This window comes from Methylibium sp. (genome assembly GCF_013817345.1).
Classification (GTDB): Bacteria; Pseudomonadota; Gammaproteobacteria; order Burkholderiales; family Burkholderiaceae_C; genus Methylibium.
In genome coordinates, this window is sequence record NZ_JACDCW010000024.1 from 17,281 (window position 1) to 43,963 (window position 26,683).

At 61.3% G+C, this 26,683-nt stretch carries 22 protein-coding genes; 11 read left to right on the forward strand and 11 right to left on the reverse strand.

Translation table 11 applies throughout. The features are described from left to right. Nucleotide 1: 1 nt before the first annotated feature. Entirely contained in the window at nucleotides 2–778 is a 777-nt protein-coding gene (locus H0W40_RS06660) for a sulfite exporter TauE/SafE family protein (protein ID WP_292444535.1), read from the reverse strand. After that, entirely contained in the window at nucleotides 775–1,584 is an 810-nt protein-coding gene (locus H0W40_RS06665; RefSeq protein WP_292444537.1) for an IclR family transcriptional regulator, read from the reverse strand. Before H0W40_RS06665 ends, H0W40_RS06660 begins: the two co-directional genes overlap by 4 nt. Before the next feature lie 311 nt (nucleotides 1,585–1,895). Here H0W40_RS06665 and H0W40_RS06670 point away from each other — a divergent pair, with 311 nt between their 5' ends. Then, the gene (locus H0W40_RS06670; RefSeq protein ID WP_292444540.1) at nucleotides 1,896–2,858 is read left to right on the forward strand and encodes an IS5 family transposase; all 963 of its coding nucleotides are present in this window, start codon (nucleotides 1,896–1,898) and stop codon (nucleotides 2,856–2,858) included. A gap of 145 nt (nucleotides 2,859–3,003) precedes the next feature. Here H0W40_RS06670 and H0W40_RS06675 read toward each other — a convergent pair whose 3' ends face one another. Next, nucleotides 3,004–3,744, reverse strand: a complete 741-nt coding sequence (locus tag H0W40_RS06675) for a sulfite exporter TauE/SafE family protein (protein ID WP_292444541.1) — start codon at nucleotides 3,742–3,744, stop codon at nucleotides 3,004–3,006. 407 nt (nucleotides 3,745–4,151) lie between these two features. On the opposite strand from H0W40_RS06675, the gene H0W40_RS06680 reads away from it, so the two are divergent. From H0W40_RS06680 to H0W40_RS06690, 3 genes are all read left to right on the forward strand, one after another. Further along, nucleotides 4,152–5,237, forward strand: a complete 1,086-nt coding sequence (locus H0W40_RS06680) for a TAXI family TRAP transporter solute-binding subunit (protein ID WP_292444543.1) — start codon at nucleotides 4,152–4,154, stop codon at nucleotides 5,235–5,237. Nucleotides 5,238–5,355: 118 nt separating this feature from the next. Beyond that, nucleotides 5,356–7,266 (forward strand): TRAP transporter fused permease subunit, encoded by a 1,911-nt coding sequence (locus H0W40_RS06685; RefSeq protein WP_292444544.1) that lies wholly within the window; start codon nucleotides 5,356–5,358, stop codon nucleotides 7,264–7,266. Nucleotides 7,267–7,364: 98 nt separating this feature from the next. Beyond that, nucleotides 7,365–8,432, forward strand: coding sequence for a carbon-nitrogen hydrolase family protein (locus tag H0W40_RS06690; RefSeq protein WP_292444546.1), 1,068 nt, complete (start codon nucleotides 7,365–7,367; stop codon nucleotides 8,430–8,432). A gap of 70 nt (nucleotides 8,433–8,502) precedes the next feature. Here the strand turns inward: H0W40_RS06690 and H0W40_RS06695 are convergent, their stop codons facing one another. After that, nucleotides 8,503–9,288: a Crp/Fnr family transcriptional regulator gene (locus tag H0W40_RS06695; RefSeq protein ID WP_292444547.1), complete on the reverse strand. Its 786-nt coding sequence runs from the start codon at nucleotides 9,286–9,288 to the stop codon at nucleotides 8,503–8,505. Nucleotides 9,289–9,646: 358 nt separating this feature from the next. On the opposite strand from H0W40_RS06695, the gene H0W40_RS06700 reads away from it, so the two are divergent. From H0W40_RS06700 to H0W40_RS06715, 4 genes are all read left to right on the forward strand, one after another. Further along, nucleotides 9,647–10,636, forward strand: coding sequence for a hypothetical protein (locus tag H0W40_RS06700; RefSeq protein WP_292444550.1), 990 nt, complete (start codon nucleotides 9,647–9,649; stop codon nucleotides 10,634–10,636). Nucleotides 10,637–10,929: 293 nt separating this feature from the next. Continuing rightward, the gene (locus H0W40_RS06705; RefSeq protein ID WP_292444551.1) at nucleotides 10,930–11,640 is read left to right on the forward strand and encodes a haloacid dehalogenase type II; all 711 of its coding nucleotides are present in this window, start codon (nucleotides 10,930–10,932) and stop codon (nucleotides 11,638–11,640) included. 291 nt (nucleotides 11,641–11,931) lie between these two features. Further along, nucleotides 11,932–12,789 (forward strand): amidohydrolase family protein, encoded by an 858-nt coding sequence (locus tag H0W40_RS06710; RefSeq protein ID WP_292444553.1) that lies wholly within the window; start codon nucleotides 11,932–11,934, stop codon nucleotides 12,787–12,789. A 114-nt stretch (nucleotides 12,790–12,903) separates the two neighbouring features. Further along, nucleotides 12,904–13,149 carry a hypothetical protein gene (locus H0W40_RS06715; protein ID WP_292444555.1) on the forward strand — a complete coding sequence of 82 codons (246 nt, stop codon included), beginning with the start codon at nucleotides 12,904–12,906 and terminating at the stop codon, nucleotides 13,147–13,149. 150 nt (nucleotides 13,150–13,299) lie between these two features. Here the strand turns inward: H0W40_RS06715 and H0W40_RS06720 are convergent, their stop codons facing one another. The 6 genes from H0W40_RS06720 to H0W40_RS06745 all read right to left on the reverse strand — a co-directional run bounded on the left by H0W40_RS06720 (nucleotide 13,300) and on the right by H0W40_RS06745 (nucleotide 20,735). Then, nucleotides 13,300–14,529 carry a chromate transporter gene (locus tag H0W40_RS06720; RefSeq protein WP_292444556.1) on the reverse strand — a complete coding sequence of 410 codons (1,230 nt, stop codon included), beginning with the start codon at nucleotides 14,527–14,529 and terminating at the stop codon, nucleotides 13,300–13,302. Nucleotides 14,530–14,647: 118 nt separating this feature from the next. Beyond that, nucleotides 14,648–15,442 (reverse strand): sulfurtransferase/chromate resistance protein, encoded by a 795-nt coding sequence (locus H0W40_RS06725; protein WP_292444557.1) that lies wholly within the window; start codon nucleotides 15,440–15,442, stop codon nucleotides 14,648–14,650. A 75-nt stretch (nucleotides 15,443–15,517) separates the two neighbouring features. After that, a complete protein-coding gene (locus H0W40_RS06730; protein WP_292444559.1) occupies nucleotides 15,518–16,504 on the reverse strand; it encodes a chromate resistance protein ChrB domain-containing protein in 987 nt (328 codons plus the stop codon). Between the two features lie 101 nt (nucleotides 16,505–16,605). Further along, a complete protein-coding gene (locus H0W40_RS06735) occupies nucleotides 16,606–18,336 on the reverse strand; it encodes a cobalt chelatase (RefSeq protein ID WP_292444561.1) in 1,731 nt (576 codons plus the stop codon). 456 nt (nucleotides 18,337–18,792) lie between these two features. Next, nucleotides 18,793–19,776: an AAA family ATPase gene (locus tag H0W40_RS06740; RefSeq protein ID WP_292444562.1), complete on the reverse strand. Its 984-nt coding sequence runs from the start codon at nucleotides 19,774–19,776 to the stop codon at nucleotides 18,793–18,795. 107 nt (nucleotides 19,777–19,883) lie between these two features. Next, on the reverse strand, nucleotides 19,884–20,735 hold the full coding sequence (locus H0W40_RS06745; protein ID WP_292444564.1) for an IclR family transcriptional regulator: 852 nt from the start codon (nucleotides 20,733–20,735) through the stop codon (nucleotides 19,884–19,886). 175 nt (nucleotides 20,736–20,910) lie between these two features. Between H0W40_RS06745 and xsc the strand changes: the two genes are divergently transcribed. Further along, the gene (gene xsc, locus H0W40_RS06750) at nucleotides 20,911–22,719 is read left to right on the forward strand and encodes a sulfoacetaldehyde acetyltransferase (RefSeq protein ID WP_292444566.1); all 1,809 of its coding nucleotides are present in this window, start codon (nucleotides 20,911–20,913) and stop codon (nucleotides 22,717–22,719) included. A gap of 178 nt (nucleotides 22,720–22,897) precedes the next feature. Then, on the forward strand, nucleotides 22,898–23,872 hold the full coding sequence (locus H0W40_RS06755; RefSeq protein ID WP_292444568.1) for a bifunctional enoyl-CoA hydratase/phosphate acetyltransferase: 975 nt from the start codon (nucleotides 22,898–22,900) through the stop codon (nucleotides 23,870–23,872). Nucleotides 23,873–23,996: 124 nt separating this feature from the next. Here the strand turns inward: H0W40_RS06755 and H0W40_RS06760 are convergent, their stop codons facing one another. Next, complete coding sequence (locus tag H0W40_RS06760; RefSeq protein WP_292444570.1) at nucleotides 23,997–24,935, reverse strand: LysR family transcriptional regulator; 939 nt, start codon at nucleotides 24,933–24,935, stop codon at nucleotides 23,997–23,999. A gap of 73 nt (nucleotides 24,936–25,008) precedes the next feature. On the opposite strand from H0W40_RS06760, the gene H0W40_RS06765 reads away from it, so the two are divergent. Then, nucleotides 25,009–26,683, forward strand: a 1,675-nt coding sequence (locus H0W40_RS06765) for a molybdopterin-dependent oxidoreductase (RefSeq protein ID WP_292444571.1), incomplete at its 3' end; no start/stop codon positions are given.

The window sequence follows — 26,683 nt, forward strand, 5'->3', positions numbered from 1 at the left end:
ATCAGTTGCCAGCGAGATCGAACGCCGCACGCGCCACGCCGAGACCGGAGATGAAGATCAGCAGGTTCAGCACGAAGCCGTGAAAGCGGGCCGGGTCCGCGCCTTCGAACAGGTGCCGGCCGATGCGGATGCCGGCCAGCATGCCGGTGCCGAGCACCAGGCCCCATAGCATTGTTTCAGAGCCCAGTAGCCCCGCCGCTGGCGCCGCCCCGGTCGATGCAACGGCGGCGCAAAGCAACGTGTAACCGGCTCCAAACACCAAAAATGTAATCATCGTGCCGCGTAGGGCCGCTGGCGGCATGCCGGAAGCAGTCATTAGCATCGCCGCAACGACGCCGCCACTCGCCGCTACGCCATTCAAGAGTCCGGATATCACGCCGGTCGCTATGAGCAACGTCCGGCTTCGCACGATGCGGTGTCGGGCGCTGATACGCAGCCCGGCCGCAGTCACCATCAGCACTATGCCAACCACCAAACGTAGCAGCGTGTCGGGAAGCACGGCCAGCAACGCCACACCCACCGGAACAAACAAGGCATGGCCCGCGACCAGCCATCGCAGCCAGTCGCGATCTGCGTGCTGAGCGGTGCTACGCAGAAGACTAATGCTCGCGAGCATTTCGAGAGCGAGAGCGGCAGGAACCACGGTCGATGGAGCAACGAACAGCGACATACCTGCGACGGTAAGTGCCGAGAAGCCGAAGCCTGCGAAGCCCCGAACGGCACCGGCCGCCGCTGCGACGAGCAGTCCGACCAGCAGCACGGTAGGCGCGATCGTCACCGTCGCTTCACGCTGGCAGCGGAATCTAGAGCGGGTGCCTGGCCAACGCTTCCGTAGCCCAGCGTGGCGCGCGCGTCCCGGGCGCAGGCCAGCAGTCGGTCGGCGAGCTGACGCACGCGCGGGCGTGCAAAGCGGATCGACGGCACGGTGACGCCGACGGCGGCAACCGGCTCGTTGAGTGCGTTGAATACCGGCGCGCCGAGCCCGCAGACGCCGACGCGCCACTCCTCGCGGTTCTCGGCATAGCCACGCGCTCGCGTGCGCTCGAGGTCAGCCCACAAGGCATCGAAGTCAGTCAGCGTGTTGGGCGTCTGCGGCCGCAGCACGCCCAGGCCCTCGCGCAATGATTCGCGTGCCAGGGCGCCGGCCGCAAGCAGTGCCTTGCCGGAGGCCACGCAGTAAGCCGGAGCCCGCCCTCCTACGCGGGAATACGCGATCACCGGCAACGGGCTGCCGAACTTGTCGAGATAGACGATCTCGGTGCCGTCTAGCGCGGCCAAGTGGATCGTCTCGCCTGTCTCGCGCGCCAGCAGGGCCAGATGCGAGCGCAGCAGCCATCGCACACCGGCGGCCGATTCAATCAGCGCGCCCAACTCAAAGACACGCAGGCTCGCCCGGTAAGCACTAGTTCTTTCGTCTTGCCGGGCCCAACCGCACTCCGCGAGCGTGTGCAATATCCGATGCGCGTTGCTGCGCGCCATACCGAACGCCAGCGCCACGTCGGCCACACGACAACCGCGCTGCTGCCGGATCAGCCAATCGAGCACCGCTAGTCCTTTCACAAGAGTCGAGTGCACATGCGACATGTTAAGTAGCCCACTATTTGGAACGTCGTCCAAAATAATGAAATGACTCTAAGGGTCGATATGGTGCATGTCAATGTCTCCTCTCTAAGGAACACCGAAGCGCGCCGCCATCAGAACGTCTACCCCGCGGCTATCGCGCGATGACCCTGTCGAACCGCCTCATCAGCAGCACGCCACGGACAGACTCACCTCTTTGCGCGCTCGTTGCTCTGTGCAGCGCCGGCCACGCTTGCCGTAGGCTGACCACCAGGCCCGTTTAAGGCAATGCTGATCAAGTCCGCTGCCGGCATGCCGCGTGCATTGACTTTCGCATGAAGCAACACACCCTTGCCATGGCAGCCGATCAGAACGCGCAGTACGAGCGGTACCGCAGGCCGACGAAGCGCGATGCGTTCCTTGCGACGATGGAGCAGATCGTGCCGTGGGAGCAGCTTTGCAGCGTGATCGAGCCGCATTACCCCAAGGCGGGCAACGGACGCCCGCCGGTGGGCTTGGAGCGCATGCTGCGGATGTACTTCGTGCAGCACTGGTTCAATCTGGCCGACGCGGCGTGTGAAGACGCGTTGCTCGATAGCACAGCGCTGCGCCGCTTCGTGGGCATCGACCTGGGGCGCGAGCGGGTGCCCGACGCGACCACGCTGTTGAAGTTTCGCCGCCTGCTGGAGAAGCACAAGCTGGGCGAGGCCTTGTTCGCCAAGGTGGGCGAAGTGCTGCAGGCCAGCGGCCTGAAGGTCGGCACCGGCACCATCGTGGACGCCACGATCATCGGTGCGCCCAGCTCGACGAAGAACGTGGACAAGCAGCGCGACCCTGAGATGCACCAAACCAGCAAGGGCCAGCAGTGGTTCTTCGGGATGAAGCTGCACATCGGCGTGGACAGCAAGACGGGCCTGGCGCACAGCGCCGTGGTGACGGCCGCCAACGTTCACGACAAGCACCCGCTGCCCGAGCTGCTGCACGGGCAGGAGGAGCGCGTCTATGGCGACTGCGCGTACGCCGCACAACATACGTCGATCCAGGCCAAGGCACCGGGCGCACGAGACTTCACCAACAAGACGGTGCGCAACGGCAGCGCCACCGAGGCGCTCGAGCGAATGGTCAACCGTGCGAAGTCCCGCGTGCGTGCTCGTGTCGAGCACGTGTTCGGCGTCGTCAAGCGCCTGTGGGGATTCGGCAAGGTGCGCTACCGCGGGCTGGCCAAGAACGCCACGCGCGCGTTCGTGGCGACGAGCCTGGCCAATATCTTCCTGGCGCGCAGGCACCTCACGGCATGAGTGCGCCCGCATGGCGCGCGGCATGCGCGCGAGCACGGCAAAGCGGACAAATTCGCTGCGAATTGCGCCTACCTGCATCACGAATTCCGCATTCGGCCGAACTCACCGCAGCAGTTCTCAATGCGGTGGCTTGATCAGCATTGCCTTAAAGCATGCAGATCAGCAACCCCGCTCCCACGGCGACGCAAAGCATGCCCACGGCGCGGCGCAAGGACCGCGCATGGACGGCATGCGCCAGATGAACCCCTAGGCTTACGCCGATGAGTTCGAACACAGTCAAGATGCCGGCGAGCTGAAAATCGATTTGACCATGGAGCAGATTGCCGGCGCTACCGGAGACGGCGGCGAAGATCTGCACGACCTGACTGGCGCCTACCGTAGCCAGGGGAGAAAAGCCGAACATCACCATCATCGGCACCGACAAAGCCGGTCCGCCAACGCCGGTGAGCCCAGAGCCGAAGCCGGTCAACGCCCCGACCATGAACAGCAGGTTACGCCGGGCGTGCGGCCGGCCCTCGAACGCGGCGCGCCGCGCGCCAGCGTTGCTCGACAAGGTGTAGATCCCCGCGAGCACGATCAGCACGGCGAGGACCAGCGCCAACGCGAAAGCATCTAGCAAAGAGTTGGCCCAGGCGCCGACAAAGCCGAACAACGCACTTCCTATGCAAAGCGGCACGGTCAGCGACCAGTCGATGCTTCCGCGGCGCTGGAACAGCCATGTGGCGGCTACACCGGTGAAGATGAAAGTGAACAGCGTCGTCGCCATTGCCGTCTGGACGGATAGCGGTGTCAGGAAGTCGAGGGCCGGAATAAGCAGGACACCGCCGACGCCGACCGCGCCGATCAGCAGACCGACCACAACGGCGACAAGTCCGAGCGAGATCATTTGTCGCAGAGCCCTTCGCCAAACCCCTTCTCCGTGCATGGGTCCAGGGAGCAACTGAGCTTGGCGCGCCCCTGCGCGTTCAAGGGCTCGTGCTTTCGATGAGTCGTACTTTAATGTGGCAAACGTTGAACTGTCGCCTTCAAACCGCTTGAATTATGCGTCCAGGGTTAACGCGGCAGGGTTTCTACGAAAACGTTGCCCTCGCTCTCAATCTCTATGGCGATTGATTGTCAACAACTTGACAGATCTTATCGGGTAGACGCAGGAATATTGTAGCGCTACACGGCGGTCGGTTTAGAAGAGGCCACGACTTCTAACCCTGAAAAACATAAGGTGGCTCCATTAAATGCTCGTCTTTAATTGCGAACCGATAGCTACGTGACTCTGTAATCATTTAGGAGAAAAAAATGACTTCGAGCATCAAAACCAGCAACACAAGTACATGGAAAACAGGGAAGCCGCAGTTTCTTGCCAAACTGAGCACAACGTTCGCTATGGGTTTATTTTGTGCACCGGCGCTGTTATTTTCGACGCCCACGGAGGCGCAGCAGGAAAAAAAGGTTTCCATTCTCGTATCACCCGCTGGTTCCGGTCCATACGAAGCATTCGCAGTCATGCAAACGCGTGCAGCGGAAAATCACCCGTGGCTCCGGCCAATCGCGGTGGAGACTCCAGGTTTCAATTACAACGTTAAGTTTCTCGCAGAAAGTCCCAATCTTTGGAACAAAGCCGTAATTGGATCTGGTTCAGTTCTTGAGGTGGCCGCAAAGAAGGGCCTTAAACCATACTATCCGGAACCGCTAAAGGCTGCCGCGGATTACCGAATCATCGGCGTTCTAGCGTTGACTGGAATAGTCTTTGTAACGACCGACCCCACGATCAAGACATTAGAAGATTTCGCTGGTAAACGTGTTGCCACAGGTCTTATTACCCAAAATGAATGGGGAATGTATCCACGCATGATTCTGGAAGGCACGGGAATGCGTAAAAAGCTCAAGGCTTTGAATATGCTTGGGACTGACCCTAACGTGGAAGCACTTCTAGATGGGCGAGCCGATGTGTCGACCATCGCCATGTTCTCTTCCGACGGTCTTAAGGAAAATATCACCCCGAGTCCGTTTATGCTTCTAGAGGCCTCGAACCGCCCATTTCACTACATTAGCATTTCTCCGTCAATAATCGAAGAATACAACAAAAAAACCGGAATGAATTTTCACGTTCGCAAATATCCACCAAACACGTTTTCAAATCAACCCCAAGAACTAACTACATTTGGGAATTTTCTACTACTGACTGCTCACAAATCATTTCCAGATGATTTGGCGTACGAGTTAACAAAGTTCTGGATAAAAATGGGACCGACGGTTGCCGAATATAACGCCATGGGAAAAATTTGGGACGCAAAAAGCATTTCCGCGGCGGCGCGACTTACCCCAGAGGCGGTTCATCCCGGCGCAATGCGGGCATATAAGGAACTGGGTCTAGTTAACTAAATAGGTTTCTCAACGCTGCAATCCTAAAGACAAATGCCGCAGACTTGCACTAAAACCAAGTGCAATTTTACGGCATTTTGCAATATTCTTCTAGCTGCAAGCTTAGATAGGAAACGAAATGGATAGCTCAACCAGGCTATTGAAGACGCTCGAATCGGTATATATGATCGCCGCACTTGCTGCGATCGCATACCATGGACTTTCCGTGTTTTGGACGTTTCATGGTGCGATGGAGCATTATACAGTCCACCTGGGCGCCATTCTGTTGCTTATCGCCCTGCACATTGCTGTTACAAAAGGACAAACGACCATTGGAACCAACAGAATTGCATGGCTCGTTTTTGCTTGCTTAATGTTCATTCTAACTTTAGTTTCCACCGCCTATCTTTATATCTTTGCAGAAGCGCTAGAGTTAAGTCAACCGTTCATCACCGACTTCCAGTATCTGATCGGGTTTGTCCTTATTTTCACGGTGTTCGCACTCAACTGGGTAGTATGGGGCACCGCACTCACTATAGTTTGCGTTCTCGCCGCGCTTTACTTTGGTCTGGGCCATTTGATACCCAGCCCGGTAGCGGATCTTCAATTTTCCCCTTCTGTCGTCATGAGCTATCTTGCCGGGATGGGCGGCCCTCGAGGGGTTTACAGTTTCATTCCTTTATCTGCAGATACGATTTTTCTTTTGCTGGTATATGGGGGCTTGATGACCAGTACGCGGGTGCTGGATATGTTCGAAGAAATAGGGAAAGCAATTGGCAATTTAGTTCGAGGTGGCGTCGGCTACTCGTGCATCGTCGCAAGTTCGCTCGTCGGTATGGTCTCAGGTCAAACCGTTAGCTGCATTGCCCTTAGCGGCTCTATGACTATTCCAACAATGATCCGTGGCGGCTATACAAGGGAACAAGCCGGTGCCGTCGAAGTCATGGCCGCAAACGGTTCCCAAATAATTCCGCCGGTTATGGGACTAGGTGCTTTTCTCATGGCGGTGCTTCTTGGAATTTCATACGTGGAGGTGGTGGCCGCTGCGCTTCTACCGGCATTCTTGTACATGTTTGCTTTGGCGCTCGCGGTTTATTCCCTCATTCAGGCCTCACCAAAAATCCCCTACGAACGTTTGACGGTTGACTGGAAAAAGGTTTCATGGATTCTTCCGTCATTCTTGCCGTCTATTATGCTTATTGTCGTCCTACTTTCGCTCCGTTACTCGGGCGGAATGGCAGCATTAGCGGGAAGTGCAACTTTAGTGGGACTAAGTATTCTGCGACCAAAAATTTATAGACCATCGTTTAAAGGTTTGCTGTCCGGTTTGGCTAATGGTGCGCTCGCTGGAGCTCAGCTTGCAATAATATTAGCCGCTATTGGAGTGGTGGTACAGATGCTCGTTACCACTGGTCTCGGAACACTGTTTGCGCAGCTGATGATTGGCGTGTCTGGCGGGAGCGTTGGAATCGCTCTGCTACTCGGCATGGGAATTGTACTAATTATAGGAATGGGCTTACCCACTCCTGCCGCTTATTCGCTGGCCGCGATTGTGGTTATTCCTTCGTTGATCGACGTTGGCGTCAATCCGCTTGCAGCGCACTTCTTCGGATTCTATTTTGCTGTCTTTTCGGCATTCACACCGCCGGTGGCAGTTGGCGTATTGATGGCCGTAAAGATCTCGCACGGCTCCTTTACAAAGACTTGCCTGGAATCTTTCAAACTCGGTGCTATTTGTTTGTTGTTACCATTTTTCTTGGTAGCGTTTCCGAACATCTTGGAGTTTCCAAACCTAACGACCGAAACACTAGTGGCAGTTTTTCTATTTTGTATCAGTACACTGATGCTTTCCGCTGCGATATACGGTGGTTTTATGGGACGATTGGTAACCTGGGAAAGACTATATATGACAACAGGCCCCGTTCTTACTGTGATGTATTTCCAATGGCAGGACGCTTGGCTGGCTGCGATTCCAGTGTTGTTGCTGATTGGTTTCGCGATATATAAAAAGAGCGAGCGCCGGAAAGCACCGCAGTCCGTAGCCGTTTAATAAATACCGTTGTACAGAAATTAAAGCGGAAAAATCAACAATGCCGCGCATTAATTAACTCACCTGCAAGTTTTTTCAGACCAACGTAGGGTAGTCATATGAACGAATATCCAAGCTTTAAAGTTGCCGCCATGCACGTATCACCCGTGTTCATGGACACGGCGAAAACAATTGAGAAAGTGTGTTCACTTATTCGAGAAGCAGCACAGAGTGGAGCTAGTCTTATCGCATTTCCTGAGACGTTCGTCCCCGCATTCCCGCTGTGGTCTGCCCTCCGTGCCCCTATCCACAATCACGGCTGGTTTCGTCGGCTTGCGGCGCAAGCGGTCCGTGTGCCAGGACCTGAGATTAGTCAGGTGGCCGCCACCGCAAAAAAGTACGGTGTTATCGTTTCACTGGGTATCAATGAGCTTAGCGACACCAGCGATGGCTGTATCTGGAACGCAAATCTGCTGATTGGTGAGGACGGAACCATCCTTAATCATCACAGAAAACTGGTTCCGACATTTTGGGAAAAGCTTGTTTGGGCCAACGGCGACGGCGCTGGTTTACGCGTAAATCAAACCGCGCTTGGTCGTATTGGTATGCTAATTTGTGGAGAAAACACAAACCCACTGGCTCGCTTTGCCCTGATGGCGCAGGGTGAGCAGCTCCACGTCTCCTCGTTTCCTCCCATTTGGCCAGCACATGACCCGCGCGAAGCTGGCGCCTATGACGTATCCGACGCGATTCGCATTCGTGTCCGCAATCACGCTTTTGAAGGGAAGCTTTTCAACGTAGTGGCATCGGCATTTCTCGACAAAGTAACGCTCGATGGACTTTCTCAGGCAGACACCGATTTGGCAAGAATCCTTAGCGACAGTCCCCGAGGAATATCAATGGTAGTCGGACCCACTGGTGTGCCTATAGGGCACGAATTTCAGCAGGCTGAAGGCATTCTCTACGCCGACGTTGATCTCGCTGCGACAATCGAGCCACGACAGTTACAGGATGTCGCCGGTTACTATAATCGCTTTGATGTTTTTAATCTGGTGATTAATAGAGCAAGAAATCGCCCGGCAATGTTTTTAGAACCGAATGCGGTCTCAGGAGCCGACTGCAAACCCTTAAGTGCCCATGACAGCGAGGAGTGGCAGTCTAACAATAAAAAAACCAAGCAACGCTAAACGGAACGCAAACGCCTATTTTTGGGGAGGGGATCCGATAAGCATTGCACCGCACCTAGCCTTCAGAAATTTATCGCGCCACTTTGCTTAAAAGCTCCTTATCTAATATTATCAGTTGTCGCTTTCGAATTAAGATTATTTTGTCCCGCTGAAAACTTCCCAATGTGATGCTTACCCATTGTCGAGTTGCACCGACCATGTTTGCTAAATCTTCCTGGGTAAAATTATGTCGGAGGAGAGTTCCGTCTTCTATTTCTACACCGTACATCTCGGCAAGCTGCAGGAGCAATCGTGCAAGTCGGACACATACTGACTGCGTTCCTAGGGTCTGCAAAAGCATAGAAACCCAATTTAGCTTTAGCGATACAGTTTCTATTACAAATTTTGCGATCCCTGGATTTTCCGTGCAAAGTCTTTCTAAATCGGCACTACGAAAAACCAGCGCAGAAGTCAATTCAATCGCTTTAGCCGACCAGACGTGTTTAAAAGATCCGCTCAAAAAATGCGGACCTCCAATAAGGTCGCCGTTCGACCAGTAAGCTAAAGTGATTTCCTTACCGAGCGGGGAGGAGTAGAAAGTTCGCACAAGACCGTTAAGCACCAAAAAGCTCGAGACGTTCGTGTCCCCCTGCCTAAAGATCGCCGCTTCCGGCGCAAAGCGCGTCTCTCTTCCTTGCGCAAGCAGGAGCGCGAAATCAGACTTTCCTAAGCGAACGGATGGACCACCTCTGGGCGAGTGCTCATCTAGTTCAGCCGGCGAAGCGGCGCTACGGCCATTTTTCCCATGGTTTTGCGCACAATCTCGCCCCGAAATTATTGGGTCCTTCTTTGAAGCTTTTCTCGCTTGCGCATTCATCGGAGATTCCTCTGCTGGCAGTCTCGCAGCACGCTGTTTATAGGACAGCCACTAATTTTGTGTTGCGGTTGAACTTCGCGCGGTTCTCTAGTTTAGGTAACTTCATTCCGTGAGCTGACATTTAACGACTAGAGCCACAAAGATCCGCATACAGAAGCAAGACGGTCTTTGTAGTGGCTTTGTCTGATGCAGTGAACTTGGCGGCCACCTAGATTGTCAAGCAATTGACTGATGATGACGAACCGCGCTCTTAGACTAAACAGTCGAAGAGGTGCGGGCGTTAACGGCGACAAACATCACGAAACGGCCCTAACCACCTAAAGATCTTCATCGGTTTATCGACGACTATGTGCGAAAAATGCGACTCCAACATCCAATTCTTAATATTCCAATCGGTGTTTTCCCAATTACCTTTGGATTCGCAGGCTTGTCGAGCGCTACGATGAAGGCTGAGGAAACTCTTGGGGCGCCCTACTTCGTAAGTACAGTGTTGTCTGTCTTTACCGTGATTTTACTTATTTGTTTTATTATTCTGTTAGGTATGAAGACGCGGCATAACCCAAGTAACTTAATCAAAGATTTTTTGCACTTACCCGGCAAGGCGTTGCTTTCCTCAATATCGTGTACCGTCATTATTATTAGCGGACTGCCGGCAATTGCAGAAGGGTTGCAGTTTTCATTATGGCTCACTGCCAGTGCAGTGCACCTTGCAATTACCGGTTGTTTTATTGGGCAGTGGTTGCGTAGCAAGAAGTTCACCAATGACGGTTTTGATCTCCGGTTTTTTATACCTATTACCGGCTGCATGATGGTGACAGTACAAGGAAGTCAGTTTCTTCACGTACAGCTTTTTTGGTTCTTACTAAGTGTCAGCATTTTGTTTTGGCTTCTTTTATCTGGACAGTTCCTTTTTTCTCTTAAGTCGCCAAAGCTATTCTCAAACGAAAAGCTTCCGATGCTTTTTATTTTGATTTCTCCACCGTCGATTGCTTTTATCGCACACGCTACCGTTGTTGGAACGACCACTTTAGTAAGTGAAACGTTATTTTATCTCGCGACATCTCTGTCAATTCTTGTTATTTTTATTCATTCTAGAAAGTTTAGAGGTCACTTCTCGCTCTGTTGCTGGTCGGCGCCGTTTCCCTTGGCAGCATTAACGCTTGCAAGCTTTGAAATGTCCGGACACAAGCAAACCGCCTCGTTCTTTTACGCTTCTCTTGGCCTGTTTTTTTTGTTGACGATGTTGATAGTCGCTCTCACAATAATAACTGGTTTAAAGTTTAAAAATAAATATATCTGTCAATCAAACGTATTTCAACCCGACTTCGCGGTGAGGGAAATCAACTAAGTCTTCTGCTTAATTAGCTTATCAGTCTCTCTGTGCAAATTGTTGAATTAGCACTGGTCTCGTCTGAGAAGTGTGCGGCAGAGACGCCCGGCGCGCGTCGATCCCTGTGCTGCTGCTTCCTTAACCAATAATTTCGAACAGCCGTGATCTGACACCCCGTATTGCCTTTTGTTCGGTCCGCAGCCGATCTTTTTAATGGTGTCAATCAATTGACAGACGGCCCCAGCCCTCTAGCTAACAATAACATTGCAGATTCAATTTCTGCATTGATATCTTCCCCCTAACCAAATCTGATGGAGAAATTCATGGCAAAAACTCTTATTTTCGACACATGGGGCACTTTGGTCGATAACTACTCAATCTCAGACGTACTTGAACCGTATGTGAACGAAGCAAATACAGCGCATATTGTTGCGCATGATTGGCGTTTCCATCAAAAATGGGCGATGTTTTACACGACTTTGGCTGAGAGCTTCGTTCCGCACCCGGATTTGACCGAGGCGTGCCTCAGATGGGCGCTAGAAAAAAATCACATTGCTCTTTCCGAGTCAGCCATAAAGGAAATCGTTTCGCAGTATCACAAGTTGCGAGCGTACCCGGATGTCATCAATGCCTTGAAAGACCTCAAGAAGCAGGGACATAAGCTGATGATAGTGGCAAACCCAACCAAAAAGATGATTGAGGACCATAGTAAGTATGCCGGCACGTACCCCTATTTGGACGAAATTATCAGCAACGGCGAAGAAGTAAACGCATTTAAGCCGTCGCCTAAAGTGTTCAACCTTGGCATCGAGCGGGCTGGATGCGAGAAGTCCGATATTCTGTGGGTAACCGGACATTTCTGGGAAATTGTCGGTGCGACGAAGCAAGGGTTGAAAACGGCGTGGACTAATCGTGCACGTCAACCTATGCTCAAAATCGGCGTGACCCCAACCTATACCACTAATAATTTGCAAGAGCTCGCTAACATTCTTTCTACAGAGCGGGAACGCGCGGAAGCTTGATTTGGTGTAACGCGGCTTATCGCATCTGGCCTTCACGGACTCGGCGCGATGTCCGCCGCGCTTTACGTTGAAGAGTTTGGCAGTTCCAAGCTTCAGCACTGTCTGCGCGGGAACTGTCGCTGTACTCAACGGACGAATCTTTCGGGGCGGAAGTCCAGTCGCCGTGGATTCAACCGAGAGTGACTGGAAGCGGCCGTCAGTCTTGGTCGGCCGACAAGCGCTTAGCCGCGGTACATCTCGTCCTTCGCCGTTGAAACGAAGTAACCCTGAATTTCACAAGGAGAATTCCACGTGGCACAGCAAGTGATCGACATGCGCAGTCGCCCCGCGTTCCTGCATGATTTCTATGGCAAGACGCCCGGCACCAAGGACTATGAAGTCGTCAAATGGCTCAATGGCCGGGTCGGCTCGAAGGAGCCGGAACACTTCACGCGCTCGAAGGACGCCGCCTCCTTCGCCGACGAGATCAAGGCCGCGGGCATCACCACCTCCGTGGTCGTCGGCCGCGACACGCCGTCCATCAAGCATTCGAACGACGAGATCGCCGCGCTCGTGAAGGGCCGCAAGGAGATGGTCGGCATCGGCTCGATCGATCCGCACCGCTGGGGCGTGCGGGCCGCGGTGCAGGAGGTCGAGCGGGCCGTGAAGAAGCTCGGCGTGCGTGGCATCAACGTCGAGCCGGGCTTCGGCGCGCCGCCGCGCAACTGCGACGACCCGATGCTGTTTCCCATCTACGACGCCTGCGATCAGCTGGGCGTGCCGGTGTCGATCATGTCGGGCCCCACGGCGCCGAGCCTGGATATGGTGAATCCGTCGGCGGTCGGCCATGTCGCAAAAGCCTTCCCCAATCTCTCGATCATCTGCTACCACGGCTTCTACCCGTACGTGAACGAGATCATCGGCGTGGCCCTGCGCTGGGAGAACGTGTTCATCGTGCCCGACATGTACATCTTCGTGCCGGGCGGCGGGCTGTACGTGGAAGCGGCAAACGGCTGCATGAAGAACCAGATCCTCTTCGGCAGCTCCTATCCCTTCCGGCCGATGAAGCAGTCGATCGACGACTACCGCACGCTGGGCTTCAAGGACGACGTGATCGACAGCGTGATGTACGGCAATGCCGCGCGCGTGCTGAAGCTCGGCGGCGCCTGACCCCAATCGGCGGAATGGGCCGCTGCTCGATGCCGCGGCCATCGCTAGGTGGACCGCGCGGTTCTCATCGTGCCGGTGGATGGTTTCGAGCTGGCTTAGCGGAAAGGCGCAGCGATGGACGCACTGAAGGAAAGATCAGGCGAGTACTGGATCGACGTGAACGCCGTGGCAGACCCGGATTGCGACAGCTATGTCGCCAAGGTCGTCGTTACCAGGCTGCCGGAGATGCTCGAGATCTTTCGCGGCGAGTTCCCGGCCGGGGGCCTGCCTCGCGCGCGGCGCAAGGACGTGCTGGCCGCGGCCTTGGCCAGCGGCCAGCACGCCGTGCGCATGGAGCAGTGCCGTTTGAGCCGCAGTTGAGCCGTAGGCCGAGCAACAAGGCTTCGCCGGCCCTCCTCTATCGCGTCGCCGGCGCAGCCAGGTGATCGTTGTGATGATCGCCAACGGCTGCCGCGACATGCAGGCGCTGCTCGAGCGCCGTCTGCTCGGCGCCTGACACCGCTCCGAAGCTCAACCACCGCCTCGAAACAGCAGCCACCCCGCCGCTCCCGCCCCGACGATCACCACCACGACGTTGAGCTTGTTCTTCCAGGCATACAGAAACGCCAGAGCCGCTGCAAAGATCAGCACGCCGACGCCGAGCGACGGCACGCGCTCCGCCGTGACGCGGCCGAGGTCGACGGTCGTCGCAGCGATCAGGCCGACGACCGCCGCCGCAACGCCGTCCAGGAAAGCGTGGAGCTGCTTGATCTCGAGCACGGCCTCCAGCCGGTCGTAGAAGATCAGCGAGAAGGCGAACGCCGGCAGGAAGACACCGGCGGTCATGGCGACCGCCCCGAGCGGCCCGCCGCCGACATAGCCGACGAAGGTGGCGAAGATGATCAGCGGCGCGGGCAGCACGCCGGACAAGGCCAGGCCGTCGAGGAACTGCCCGTCGGTCATCCAGCCGCGGCCGACAGCGTCGTTGCGGATGAAGGGAATGGCCGTGTAGGCGCCACCGAAGGTGAGCAGGCCTGCCTTCAGGCCGGAGACGAAGAGCAGCAGCACCGAGGCTTCGCCTTGAACAACCGCGGCAACTTGCGTCGCTGCCTGCGGCGCCCAGAACGCCAGGCCGGCCGCCAGGGCGATCGCGCCGGCCGCTGCCAGGAAGGCCGACCACCGGCGCTTCAGCACCAGCAGCGCGTAGACCGCTCCGGCCGCCGGAAGGGTGATCCAGAAGGCGACCCCGGCGAAGGACGCCAGCCCACAAACGATGGCGATCGCCCACAGCCAGCGGTCGATCAGGATGTGCTCGCCGATGCGGTGCACGGCGCGCGCGATCAGGGCAATGACGGCCGCCTGCACACCCAGGAAGGCCGCGCCGAGCGCAGTGCCGGCGATGTCGATGCGGAAGTACAGCCACGACAAGGCCAGCATCAACAAGAAGCCGGGGAGCATGAACCCGAGGCCCGCCAGCAGGCCGCCGATCCGCCCCCTTGCCCGCATGCCCAGATGAACGCAGAGCTCGTGCGCTTCGGGTCCCGGCAGCACCTGCATCACCGCCAGCAGCTTGTTGAAACGAGCGCTGGAAATCCAGCGTTCCTCGTCCACGAGCTCGCGCCGCAACATGGCGATCTGGGCCACCGGCCCGCCCCAGGCGAGCAGGCCGAACTTGAGAAAGCGCACGAAGAGCTGAGCATGGCTGAGGCTCGGCGGGATTGCTTCGCGCTCGCTAGCGGCGGCGGCGATGGTGGTGCTCATCAGGTCACCTTTGCAGTCATTGAACGATGTGCATCGGGCCAGGCACCGGCACCGGCACCGGCACGGGCACGGGCACGGGCACGGGCACGGGCGCAGCCCTCGAAGTTCGGCGAACGCTTCAGCACGACGCTTGCGGATTCCATGTGTGGCTCTCGTGCTGCCCTTCCCTGCACCAGAGGTACAGCGCGTCGTAGAGCACCATGCCGTGTTCGAGCATTTCGTGGTCGTCGGCGAATAGGCGAGACAGCCCGAGCGACACCGCCGCGAGCCCGGCGGCCTGCGATGCGAGATCGAGCTGGCCCGTGTCGGCTGCACGCACGATCACCGCGAGCCGCTCCAGCGCAGGATCGCTGCCCAGGCGGTAGTGCCCGATGAAAGCGTCGAAGCTGCAGCGCTCCCCCTCGTGCGTGAAATGCACGTCTGCCACGTCGTAGGGCACCGCATCCTGCGCCTGCGCGACTTCGCGCACCTGCGACGCGGGCACATACAGGAACTCCGCGTCGCAGTCGATGAAGCGCGCAACCAACCAGGGGCAGGCAATGCGGTCGATCTTCGGCCGCTCGCGGGTCACCCACCGCGTGCCGCTGCCTGGAGGCTTGGCGTCGAGCGGCCCCTGCGCCGCCTTCCACGCGTCCATGCCGCCTTCCAGATAGCGAGCACGGATGCCATGTTCGGAGAGGCGCTTCACCACGTTCCGGCTGACCTCATGACCGTGCACGCAATACGCGACCACGGTGCTCGCCCGTGGCAGCGTCTTGACCCAATCCTCGACCGCATCGGGATCGCGCCGCAGCGCGCCCGACACCGTCTCGCCCGCTTCGCGCCAGGCCGGCCGGCGCCTGACATCCAGCACGATGGGAGCGCCGGGTTCGCCGAACGCGGACTGCAGTTCGAAAACGGAAATTTCGTCCATGCCTGCCTCACTCGAAAACAGCATCGAAAAACGCGGCGCACCGCGGCCGCAGCGATTGCCGAACGCAGCGCCGCCTCATCGCGCCGCTCCCTTGAGCTTCGTGCGCTGGCCTTCGCGCTGGAAGTGCACGTACAGGGAGTCGAGCACCGCGCTCATCTCCGCCAGCAGCGCATCGTCGTCCGCGACGCGCTCACGCGCGCCGGCCAGCACCGCCTCGAAACCGCCGGCCTCGGGCACCGGTTCGCCGCCCACGTCGAGCACGTGCACCAGCGCACCGAGGCGAACGAGTGCCGCATCGTCGTCGAGGCCAAAGCTCGCCATCAGCACCTCGAAACTCACGCGCTCGCCGACGTGGGTGAAGCGGGCGCCGTCGAAGTCGAAGCCGAGGGCCTTGCGCGGGCAGTCGGAGGGCTTGGCAAGCCATTCAAAGCGCGCGTCGCGGTCGATGAAGCGCCGGATGAGCCAGGCGCTGGCCACGCGATCGACCCACAGCCGGCGGCGCGTGGCCCACAGTCGCCCCTGGTAGTCGCCCGGGTCGAGTCGCGGCACCTCGCCGTCGCTGCCTTGCGGCTCGTCGGGCGACAGGAAGCGAGCGAGACGTTGAGTGAATTCGCCCCAGGCGGCCTCGGCTTCCACGCTGGCTTCGTTCGGAAAGAAGTCGATGGCGCGCAGCGCGTCGTAGTCGCGGCGCAGCTTCTTCTGCAAACGCGCCAGTTCGGCAGCGCCTAGGCTGGCGAGCGTCTTGCCCGCCTCTTTCCAGGTGCTTACGAGACCGGCGTAGTCCTCGCTGCGATCGAAGAGCACCGGGTAGGCCTCGGCCTCAGCGGACGTCGTCGGTGTGGCCGCCATGACCCAGGCGCTGCCGCCTTCGCGCAAGCACTCGTCGGCGAGGTCCCGCAAGGCCGCCTGGTGTTCTGCACTCGCGGGGAGCAGGTAGGCACCGTCTCTCAGCGCAGCGCATCCCTGGGCCTTGAGCGACCGCCAGATCCGCATCCGCGCCGTCGCCCCTTGCGTGGGCAGCGAAAGGATCAGAAGGAGCCAGGCGGCAGGAGGCGAACTCATGTCGCCAACATTACATCAATGTAGACGTAATTACAAGACCGTCGCACGGCTACCCGTGCGGGCATACCGTCTCCCGTGGTCGGCATACCCGCGTGAGCGGCCTACCGCCTCCCGCGTCCGGCCAGCATTTCAAGGACTTCCCGGAACACCTGGTTGCCCGTCGAGCCGCTCAGGTCGAGCGCCTGGCTGCGGCCGTAGTAGGGGCTGAGGTCGAGCCCCACGCCCACGCCGTAGATCGCCACGCCGCCGGTCTGCTCGCGGCGCTCGACGATCTGGCGCAAGTGGTGATCGAGGTAGTGGCGGTCGTTGGCGAGGTTGGTGGCGGTGTCCATCGGGCAGCCGTCGGAGACGACGAGCAGCAGCCGGCGCTCCTCGCTGCGGCCCTCCATGCGCCGGCACGCCCACTCCACCGCCTCGCCGTCGATGCCTTCGCGGAACAGGTCGGCCTTGAGCAGGGCCGCGATGCCGGTGCGCGCCTGCCGCCACGGCGTGTCGGCGTCCTTGAAGACGAGGTGGCAGACCTCGTTCAGGCGGCCCGGGTGCGCGGGGCGCCCGGCACGCTGCCAGTCGCGCTGCGCGCGGCCGCCGTTCCAGGTGTTGGTGGTAAAGCCGAGGATCTCGCTGCTCACGCCCGCCTGTTCGAGCGCTCGCACGAAGATGTCGATCAGCATCGCCACCGATTCGATGTGTTCCTTCATGGAGCCCGAGCAGTCGATGAGGAAGCTCACGAGGCAGTTCGCCACGGGCTCTTGCCGCTCGCTGCGGAACAGCCGACGCTCGGTCGGCGAGGTGATGAGCTGGGCGAGCCGGCGGCCGTCGATGTGGCCCTCTTCCTGGCCGGCGTCCCAGCCGTCGCGCGTGGGTGCGGCGAGCAGGGCCTTGAGTTCGCGCGCGAGCCGCGGCAGGTTGACGCCCTGGCCGGCGATGCGGCGGTCGAGCCGCTCGCGGTATTCGATCAGCAGCGGCTTGCGCACCAGCGTGGCGGCATCGACCTGGCGGTCGTAGGCGGTGGTGAAGACGCGGTAGCCGCCCTCGGCGGCTTCGAGGACGCGGCTGTTGCCGGCGACTGGCGTGACGAAGGCTGCGGAGTCGTCGCCTTCCAGGTCCATCAGCAGGCTGAAGGCGGCGCGCTCCTCGTCTTCTTCGCCTTCGCCGCGCTGAGCGGTCCCGCCGTCTTGCTCGTCGCTCGCACGCACCGCCGCGCCGACGAGGCGGGCGATGGCCAGTGCATGTTCTGCATAGGCGGCCTGGTCCCCCCGATCGCGGCGCAAGCCGAAGAGGTGCATGCCGAGCACCGGCGCAAGCCCGGCCCGCGTGTGTTCGATGACGCCCTCGATCTGCTCGAGGACGGGTTGGGCCGTCACACGCGCGCGACAGACCTGCGCGACCGTGTAGAGCAGGACGCCGCGCGCGCTATCCGTAAGTCCGGCATGGTGGAAGGCCAGCGACCACTGCTCGAAGCGGTGGCGCAGATTGCGCACCACACCGGGCATGTCCTCGGGCGCCAGTGACTCGACGCGCAGTTGCTCGAGCAGCTCGAACACCAGCCGATCGACCGGCTCCTGCGGGCACAGCCGCCGATGCAGATCGGCGTCGGAGCCGGCGAGCCGCAACGCGAGGCCATCGGCCGCACCACGAAAGGAGCCGAAGTCGTCATCGTCGAGCGAAGGATGCAGGTGCGGCGCGAACAGAGGCAATGCGCGCATACCGCGGTGCAGGCGACGGCCGCGGAAGTGCAGGTCGCTCTCGCCGCTAAGGGCACGGATGGCCGCGGCGCAGAGCTCCTCGACCTTCTGTTGATGCCGAGCGCGGGCTTGAGCCTGGCCGGTCATGTCAATGGCCCGCTCGGGCTGCCCGGTCCGGGCAATCGATTAGCCATGGGCGGACGCCTGACAGCGGAGCCGTGCAGCAAGCTTCGTCCGACGGTCTGCGCGCCCAGGCCATCGGGCGGCCGACTCCGCTCATGTCCCCCGCGCCGGCCTGCGGCCGCCGCTCCTCCTTCACTTCGCTGCGTCGGCCACCCGACGCCCTGGGCTGAAGCAGGGCATTGTTGGCCGCCGAAGAGGCACATCGGTGCCTGATCGAGCCGGCGGGGCGTTCTGCGCAGCGAAGTAAAGGAGGAGGCAGCGGCCCCAGGCCGCTGCCGGGGGACATGAGCGGAGCAGAGCGCCCCGTCGGCTCGATCCAACGCAGCAGAAACGACGAGGCCGCCACACGGGGTACATAAGGACGGAGCGTGCCGTCGTCACGATCGCATGCAGCCTCGAAGCCCAAGCGCCCGCCGAGGCTCATGTCGCCCGCCGGTCCTGCCCCGCGTAGGACTCGTCCAACTCCCGATCGAAGCAGCGCTGGAAGTACTCCGCCACCACCGGCCGCTCGGCCTCGTCGCACTTGTTCAAGAAGGACAGCCGGAAGGCCACCGCGACGTCACGAAAGATCTCGCAGTTCTCGGCCCAGGTGATCACGGTGCGCGGCGACATGAGCGTCGAGAGGTCGCCCGCCGCGAAACCCTTGCGCGTGAGGTCGGCCACCGCCACCATCGATTCGATGAGCTTGCGGCCTTTCTCCGTGTCCTTGTGCGGCACGCGCGCCAGCACGATGGCGACCTCCTCGTCGCGCGGCAGGTAGTTGAGCGAGGCGACGATGTTCCAGCGGTCGATCTGCGCATGGTTCAGGCGCTGCGCGCCGTGGTACATGCCGTTGAGGTTGCCCTGCCCGACCGTGTTGGCCGTTGCAAACAAGCGGAAGTAAGGGTGCGGCGTGATGACGCGGTTCTGATCCATCAGCGTGAACTTGCCGCCCTGTTCGAGCACGCGCTGGATCACGAACATCACGTCGGGGCGGCCGGCGTCGTACTCGTCGAAGATGAGCGCCACCGGCCGCTGCAGCGCCCAGGGCACGATGCCTTCCTGGAACTCGGTGACCTGCTGGCCGTCGCGCAGCACCACGGCGTCCTTGCCGACGAGATCGAGCCGGCTGATGTGGCCGTCGAGATTCACTCTCACGCAGGGCCAGTTCAGGCGCGCGGCCACCTGCTCGATGTGTGTCGATTTGCCGGTGCCATGCAGGCCCTGCACCAGCACGCGCCGGTCTCGCGTGAAGCCGGCCAGCAGCGCCAGCGTCACGTCGCGGTTGAAGCGGTAGGCGGTGTCGATGTCCGGCACGTGTTCGTCGCGCTCGCTGAACGCAGGCACCGACAGGTCGGAGTCGATGCCGAACACATCGCGCACCGAGAGGTGGCGGTCGGGCTGGAGCGCGGAGATCTCGGTCAAGGCAGTGTCCGGTGCGGGTTGCGGGATGGCTGCGGTGCGGTGCGATTGCGATAACCGATTGCGATGGCGATTTCGGTCGTCGTTGCAGGCTTCGGATGCGCCGACGTTCAGGCGCTGGCGCCAGCGCTGGCCGTGGCGTCATCGGGGCCGTCGCTGTCCTGCAAGGGCGACTGCGCGTCGATGCTGCTCAGCGCCTGCGCCGCGCGCTGCAGCGCCGGCAGCAACTGCAGCGCCTTGTCGGGCGTGAGCCGCATGATGGGCGCCTGCGCGGCCACGCACAGGTTCGATCGCCCGCTCGACGCCGGCACCAGCACGGCCACGCACACCAGACCCGGCAGGAACTCCTCGTCGTCGATCGCGAAGCCGTCGCGCCGCACGCGCTTGAGTTCGAGTTCGAGCTTGTCGAGGTCGGTGATCGTCTTGGCGGTGTAGTTCGACAGCGGAGCGTGCGCCAGCAGGCGGCGGCGCTGCACAGGGCTCATCTGCGCCAGAAAAATCTTGCCGCTGGCCGAGCAATGGGCTGGCACGCGCGAGCCGGGGTGCAGGTAGAAACGCAGGGGCGCGGCCGTTTCGACGCGGTCGAGATAGACCACCTCGCTGCCCGACAGCGCGGTGATGTTGCAGCTCTCGCCGATCTCCTCGACCAGATGCCGCAGCACCCGGTGGCGCGCGCCATGGTGCGTGTTGTTGAGCAGCAGGTTCTCGGCCAGGCGGCGCAGGCGCACGCCGCTGCTGTAGTGGCGGCCGTCGACTTCGCGCTGCAACAGGCCGGCGGTTTCCAACTGCTGGAGCATGCGGTGCAAGGTGGGCTTGGGCAGCCCGGTTTCCTCGACCAGGCCCTGCAGCGACACGTGCTGGTCCTTCGCGGCGATCACCTCCAACAAGGCAAACAGCCGCAAGGCCGGCGTGTCGCCGTTCGGCTCGGCCGATTCGGACTTCAGGCTTTTGACGATTTCCATGGCACCGATCTTAGTCATTTCCATTATTCAGTACAACACGTATCGTTTTTTGTGAAATCGGTTGACTTAGACCAGGCTGCCGCCTAAAGTCCCATCACGGTTCCGGTTTTCGGAACGTCTTGTCCCGTCTTTTTACCCCGTTCGGCCGCCGCCCGAGCGCACAGGAGCCTCTCACATGAGCAAGCAACAGCCCATCACCAGCCGCACCGTCGCCAGCGGCGTCCAGAAGATGACCCCTTCCGAGGCTTTTGTCGAAACGCTGGTCGCCAATGGCGTGACCGACATGTTCGGCATCATGGGCTCGGCCTTCATGGACGCGATGGACATCTTCGCGCCAGCCGGCATCCGCCTGATCCCGGTGGTGCACGAGCAGGGCGCCGGCCACATGGCCGACGGCTACGCCCGCGTGAGCGGCCGCCACGGCGTGGTGATCGGCCAGAACGGCCCCGGCATCAGCAACTGCGTGACCGCCATCGCCGCCGCCTACTGGGCGCACAGCCCGGTGGTCATGATCACCCCCGAGACCGGCACCATGGGCATGGGCCTGGGCGGCTTCCAGGAGGCCAACCAACTGCCGATGTTCCAGGAGTTCACCAAGTACCAGGGCCATGTCGTCAACCCGAAGCGCATGGCCGAGTTCACCGGCCGCTGCTTCGACCGCGCCATCTCCGAGATGGGCCCGACCCAGCTCAACATCCCGCGCGACTACTTCTACGGCGAGATCACCTGCGAGATCCCCAAGCCGATGCGCGTCGAACTCGGCGCCGGCGGCGAGAAGAGCCTGGACGCCGCGGCGGAGCTGCTGGCGAATGCCAAATTCCCGGTCATCCTCTCGGGCGGCGGCGTGGTGATGGGCGATGCGGTCGAGGAGTGCAAGGCCCTGGCCGAGCGCCTGGGCGCCCCCGTGGTCAACGGCTACCTACGCAACGATTCCTTCCCGGCCAGCCACCCGCTGTGGGCCGGCCCGCTCGGCTACCAGGGCTCGAAGGCCGCGATGAAGCTCATCGCACAGGCCGACGTTGTGGTCGCACTCGGCTCGCGCATGGGCCCCTTCGGCACTCTGCCGCAGCACGGCATGGACTACTGGCCCAAGGACGCCAAGATCATCCAGATCGAGGCCGATCACACCAACCTCGGGCTGGTGAAGAAGATCTCGGTCGGCATCTGCGGCGACGCGAAGGCCGCCGCCATCGCGCTGACCAAGCGCCTCGAAGGCCGCAAGCTGGCCTGCGACGCCACCAAGACGGAACGCGCTGAAAAAATCAAGGCCGAGAAGGCCGCGTGGGAAAAAGAGCTCGACGAGTGGACCCACGAGCGCGATCCGTTCAGCCTTGACGCGATCGAGGAAGCCAGCAAGGAAGAAGGCAACTGGCTGCACCCCCGCCAGGTGCTGCGTGAGCTGGAGAAAGCAATGCCGCCGCGCGCCATGGTCTCCACGGACATCGGCAACATCAACTCGGTCGCCAACAGCTATTTGCGCTTCGAGGAGCCGCGCAGCTTCTTCGCGCCGATGAGCTTCGGCAACTGCGGCTACGCGCTGCCCACCATCATTGGCGCCAAGTGCGCCGCGATGGACCGCCCCGCGATTGCCTATGCCGGCGACGGCGCCTGGGGCATGAGCATGGTCGAGCTCATGACCTGCGTGCGCCACGACATCCCGGTCACCGCGGTGGTGTTCCACAACCGCCAGTGGGGTGCGGAGAAGAAGAACCAGGTCGACTTCTACAACCGCCGCTTCGTCGCGGGCGAGCTGGAGAGCGAGAGCTTCGCCGGCATCGCCAAGGCGATGGGCGCCGAAGGCGTGGTGGTCGACAAGCTCGAAGACGTGGGCCCGGCGCTCCAGCAGGCCGTCGAGCGCCAGATGAAGGAAGGCAAGACCACCGTCATCGAAATCATGTGCACCCGCGAGCTCGGCGACCCGTTCCGCCGCGATGCGCTGGCCAAGCCGGTTCGCCTGCTCGAGAAGTACAAGGACTACGTTTAAGTCTGACTCCCTCTCCTGCTTGCGAGAGGGTGAATGGAACGGCTCATCGAAAGCACCGGACTGCTCCCTCTCCCGCACGCGGGAGAGGGTTGGGGTGAGGGTGCTGGCATGAGCCCGTTCTGCTTACTCACGCGAATGGGAAAGGCGAGTTGATCCCCTCATCCCGAGCCGAACGACCATGACCTCCGCGCACCCGAGATTGGAAGCGCTGATCGCGCAAGCACGCGACGCGCAGCGGCAGACAGCGCCCACGATCGGCATCGTGTATCCCTGCGACTCCGCGGCGCTCGATGCAGCCCGACGCATCGCCGACTCAGGCATCGCACGCCCCGTGCTCATCGGCCCCGCCGACGCCATCGCGCGCGCCGCCGATGCGAGCGAGATCGACCTCTCGTCATTCGAGATCGTCGCCACCGGCACCGACCCGCGCGACGCCGCGCAGCAGGCCACCATCCTCGCCCGCGACGGCGCCATCGCCGCCCTCATGAAAGGCTCGCTGCACACCGACGAGCTGATGTCGGCCGTCGTCAACAAGACCACCGGTCTGCGCGGCGACACCCGCATCAGCCACGCCTTCGTGTTCGATCTGCCGCGCTATCCCAAGCTGCTGGCGCTGGCCGACTGCGTGGTCAACATCTCGCCCGACCTCAAGACCAAGCGCGACATCCTCGGCAATGCCGTGCGGCTGCTGCAGGCGCTGGGCATCGCGCAGCCCAAGGTCGGCATCGTCGCAGCGGTCGAGACCGTGAACCCCGCCATCCCGGCGACGGTGGACGCGCAGGCGCTGGTCGAGCTTTCGCTTCAGGGCGAGTGGCCCGGCGCCATCGTCGAAGGCCCCTTCGGCTTCGACAATGCCATTTCGGCCGAGGCGGCGCGAATCAAGAAGATCGAGTCGAGCGTGGCGGGCGATGCCGACCTGCTGCTCATGCCCGACCTCAACGCCGGCAACATGCTCTACAAGAGCTTCAACTACATCGGCGGCGGCGACTGCGCCGGGCTCGTGCTCGGCGCCCGTGTGCCGATCGTGCTGACCTCGCGGGCCGACTCGCTGCAGTCGCGCCTGGCCTCCGTCGCGCTGGCGGTGCTGGCGGCGAGCAGGCCTGGTGCGAATCCGGGTCCTGCGCCCTCTCCCTCGGGGAGAGGGTTGGGTTGAGGGCCCGGCCCGGGTGTCAATGGTTGCGAACCACGCAGGCCGGGCCGGCCCTCACCCTGACCCTCTCCCAGAGGCAGAGGGAACAACTCACTCACCGCGCTGCCTTGGAGGAAGGACAACGCGCTCACCGCGCCGCCTTCGCCGCCCCTTGCACCGCCGCGCAGTGGCGAACGAAATTCTCCGTGCCGCGCCCCAGCCGCTTGTCCCGGTGCAACACCATCGCCAGCCGGCGCACCGCGGGCGGCAGGCGCGTGCGCAGTTCCACAAGCAGGCCCTGGGCCAGCGCCTGCGCAACCGCATGGCGCGACAGGCAGCCGAGCGCGGTGCCGGCAGCCACCAGGCGCTTGATGGCTTCGGGGCTGCCCAGTTCGAACTCCACCTTCAGCTCCCCCAAGTGCTCAGTGAGCCAGCGGTCGGCCGCTTCCCGCGTGCCCGAGCCGTGCTCGCGCAGCGCCCACGGCGCCTCACGCAATTGCCTCACGCCCACGCTGCCGCGAACCTGGGCCAGCGGATGACCCGGCGCCGCCACGATGACCATCTGGTCGCTGAGCCACGGCCGCACGATGAGATCCGGATGCGTCTGCGGGCCTTCGATGAAACCGACATCGACATCGAAACCAACCACCGCTTCGATCACTTCGCTGGTGTTGCCGATGATCAGCTGCACCGGACTGGCCGGGTGCGCGAGCTTCCACTTCGCGACCAGCTCCGGCAGCAGCACCTCGCCGATCGTGAGGCTTGCCGCCACGCGCAGCGGAGTAGCGTGTTCGCCGGAAAACAGGTGCTGCAGTTCGGACGCCTGGTCGAGCAGCGAAGCCGCCCTGGGCAGCATCGCGCGGCCGTTCTCGTTGAGCACCAGGCGCCGGCCCACGCGATCGAACAGTGCCGCACCGAGCGAAGCCTCCAGGTCGGCCAGCGCGGTGCTGGCAGCCGACTGCGAGCGCGCGATGCGATCGGCGGCCGCCCGCGTGGACCCCCCGCGCGCCGTGGCCACGAACACCTCGAGTTGCCGCAGGTTCACGCGCAGCCGCGGCTCGCTGCGCTGATCTGTTTTTCCGTTCATCGTGAGCGAGATTGTCCGCTTTTTCTTTTGAGCGCCACTGCCTAAGATCGACCTTGCCTCAAGGAGACCACCGGTGTTCAAGCTGCTTTCGAGCGAACCGCTGCACGACCCGCTCGCCCCGCCGCTGCCGGGTGCCGCGACCGAGATCAAGTGCACCACCTGCTACATGTGCGCCTGCCGCTGCGGCATTCGCGTGCACCTGCGCGAGGGCGAAAACGGCCCCGAGGTGCGCTACATCGACGGCAACCCGAAGCACCCCATCAACCAGGGCGTGATCTGCGCCAAGGGCGCCTCCGGGATCATGAAGCAGGTGTCGCCGGCGCGGCTCACCCAGCCGCTGCTGCGCAAGCCCGGCAGCGAGCGCGGGGCCGGCGAGTTCGAGCCGATCTCCTGGGAGCGCACATTGGAGATCCTGACCGAGCGGCTCTCGAAGATCCGCGCCACCGATCCGAAGAAGTTCGCGCTCTTCACCGGGCGCGACCAGATGCAGGCCCTCACGGGCCTCTTCGCGCGGCAGTTCGGCACGCCGAACTACGCCGCGCACGGGGGCTTTTGCTCCGTGAACATGGCTGCCGGCATGATCTACACGATCGGCGGGAGCTTCTGGGAATTCGGCGGGCCCGACCTCGACCACGCCAAGCTGTTCGTGATGATCGGCACCGCCGAGGACCACCACAGCAACCCGATGAAGATCGCGCTGGGCAAGTTCAAGCGCAACGGCGGACGCTTCATCTCGATCAACCCGGTGCGCACCGGCTACTCGGCCATCGCCGACGAGTGGATTCCCATCAAGCCGGGCACCGACGGGGCGCTGTTCATGGCGCTGCTGCACGAGCTGATCGCCAGCGACCTGATCGACAAGCCCTTCCTCAAGCGCTTCACCAATGCACCGCAACTCGTGGTGCTGGAAGACGGCGAGCGCGAAGGCCTGTTCGCCTTCGATCCCGACCCGGCCAAGGGCCCGCCGGGCGACGGCCGCAACCCGCACAACAAGCTCGTGTGGGACCGCACCAGCGGCAGTGTCAAGGCCGCTTATCCAGAAGGCATCGCCGAGGGTTGCGACCCGGCCCTCGAGGGCCACTACACGCTTGCGGACGGCACCAAGGTCGCGCCCTCGTTCGAGCTGCTGCGAGAGCGTGTCGCGACCTGCACGCCCGAGTGGGCGGCGCAGATCACCGGCATCCCGGCCGAGCGCATCCGCAAACTCGCGCGCGAGATGGGCGAAACCGCGCTCAAGCAGGCCTTCGAGCTGCCCATCCCCTGGACCGACTCCTGGGGCAAGCGGCATGAGACGACGAGCGCGCGGCCGGTCGCGTTCCACGCGATGCGCGGCTTGGCGGCGCATTCCAACGGCTTCCAGACCGTGCGCTCGCTGGCCGTGCTGATGAGCGTGCTCGGCACGATCGACGCGCCGGGCGGCTTTCGCCACAAGGCGCCCTACCCCCGCCACATCGTGCCGAACTACCTGGCCTTCAATTCGCCCGAGATGATCAAGCCCAACACGCCGCTCAATGCCGCGCCGCTGGGCTTTCCGGCCAACCCGGACGAACTGGCGATCAACGGCGACGGCTCGCCGATCCGCATCGACCACGCGTTCTCGTGGGAGCACCCGCTCTCGGCGCACGGGCTGATGCACAACGTGATCACCAACGCGACCAAGGGCGACCCCTACCGCATCGACACGCTGCTCATCTTCATGGCCAACATGGCCTGGAACTCGACGATGAACACGATGGCGGTGCGCGAGA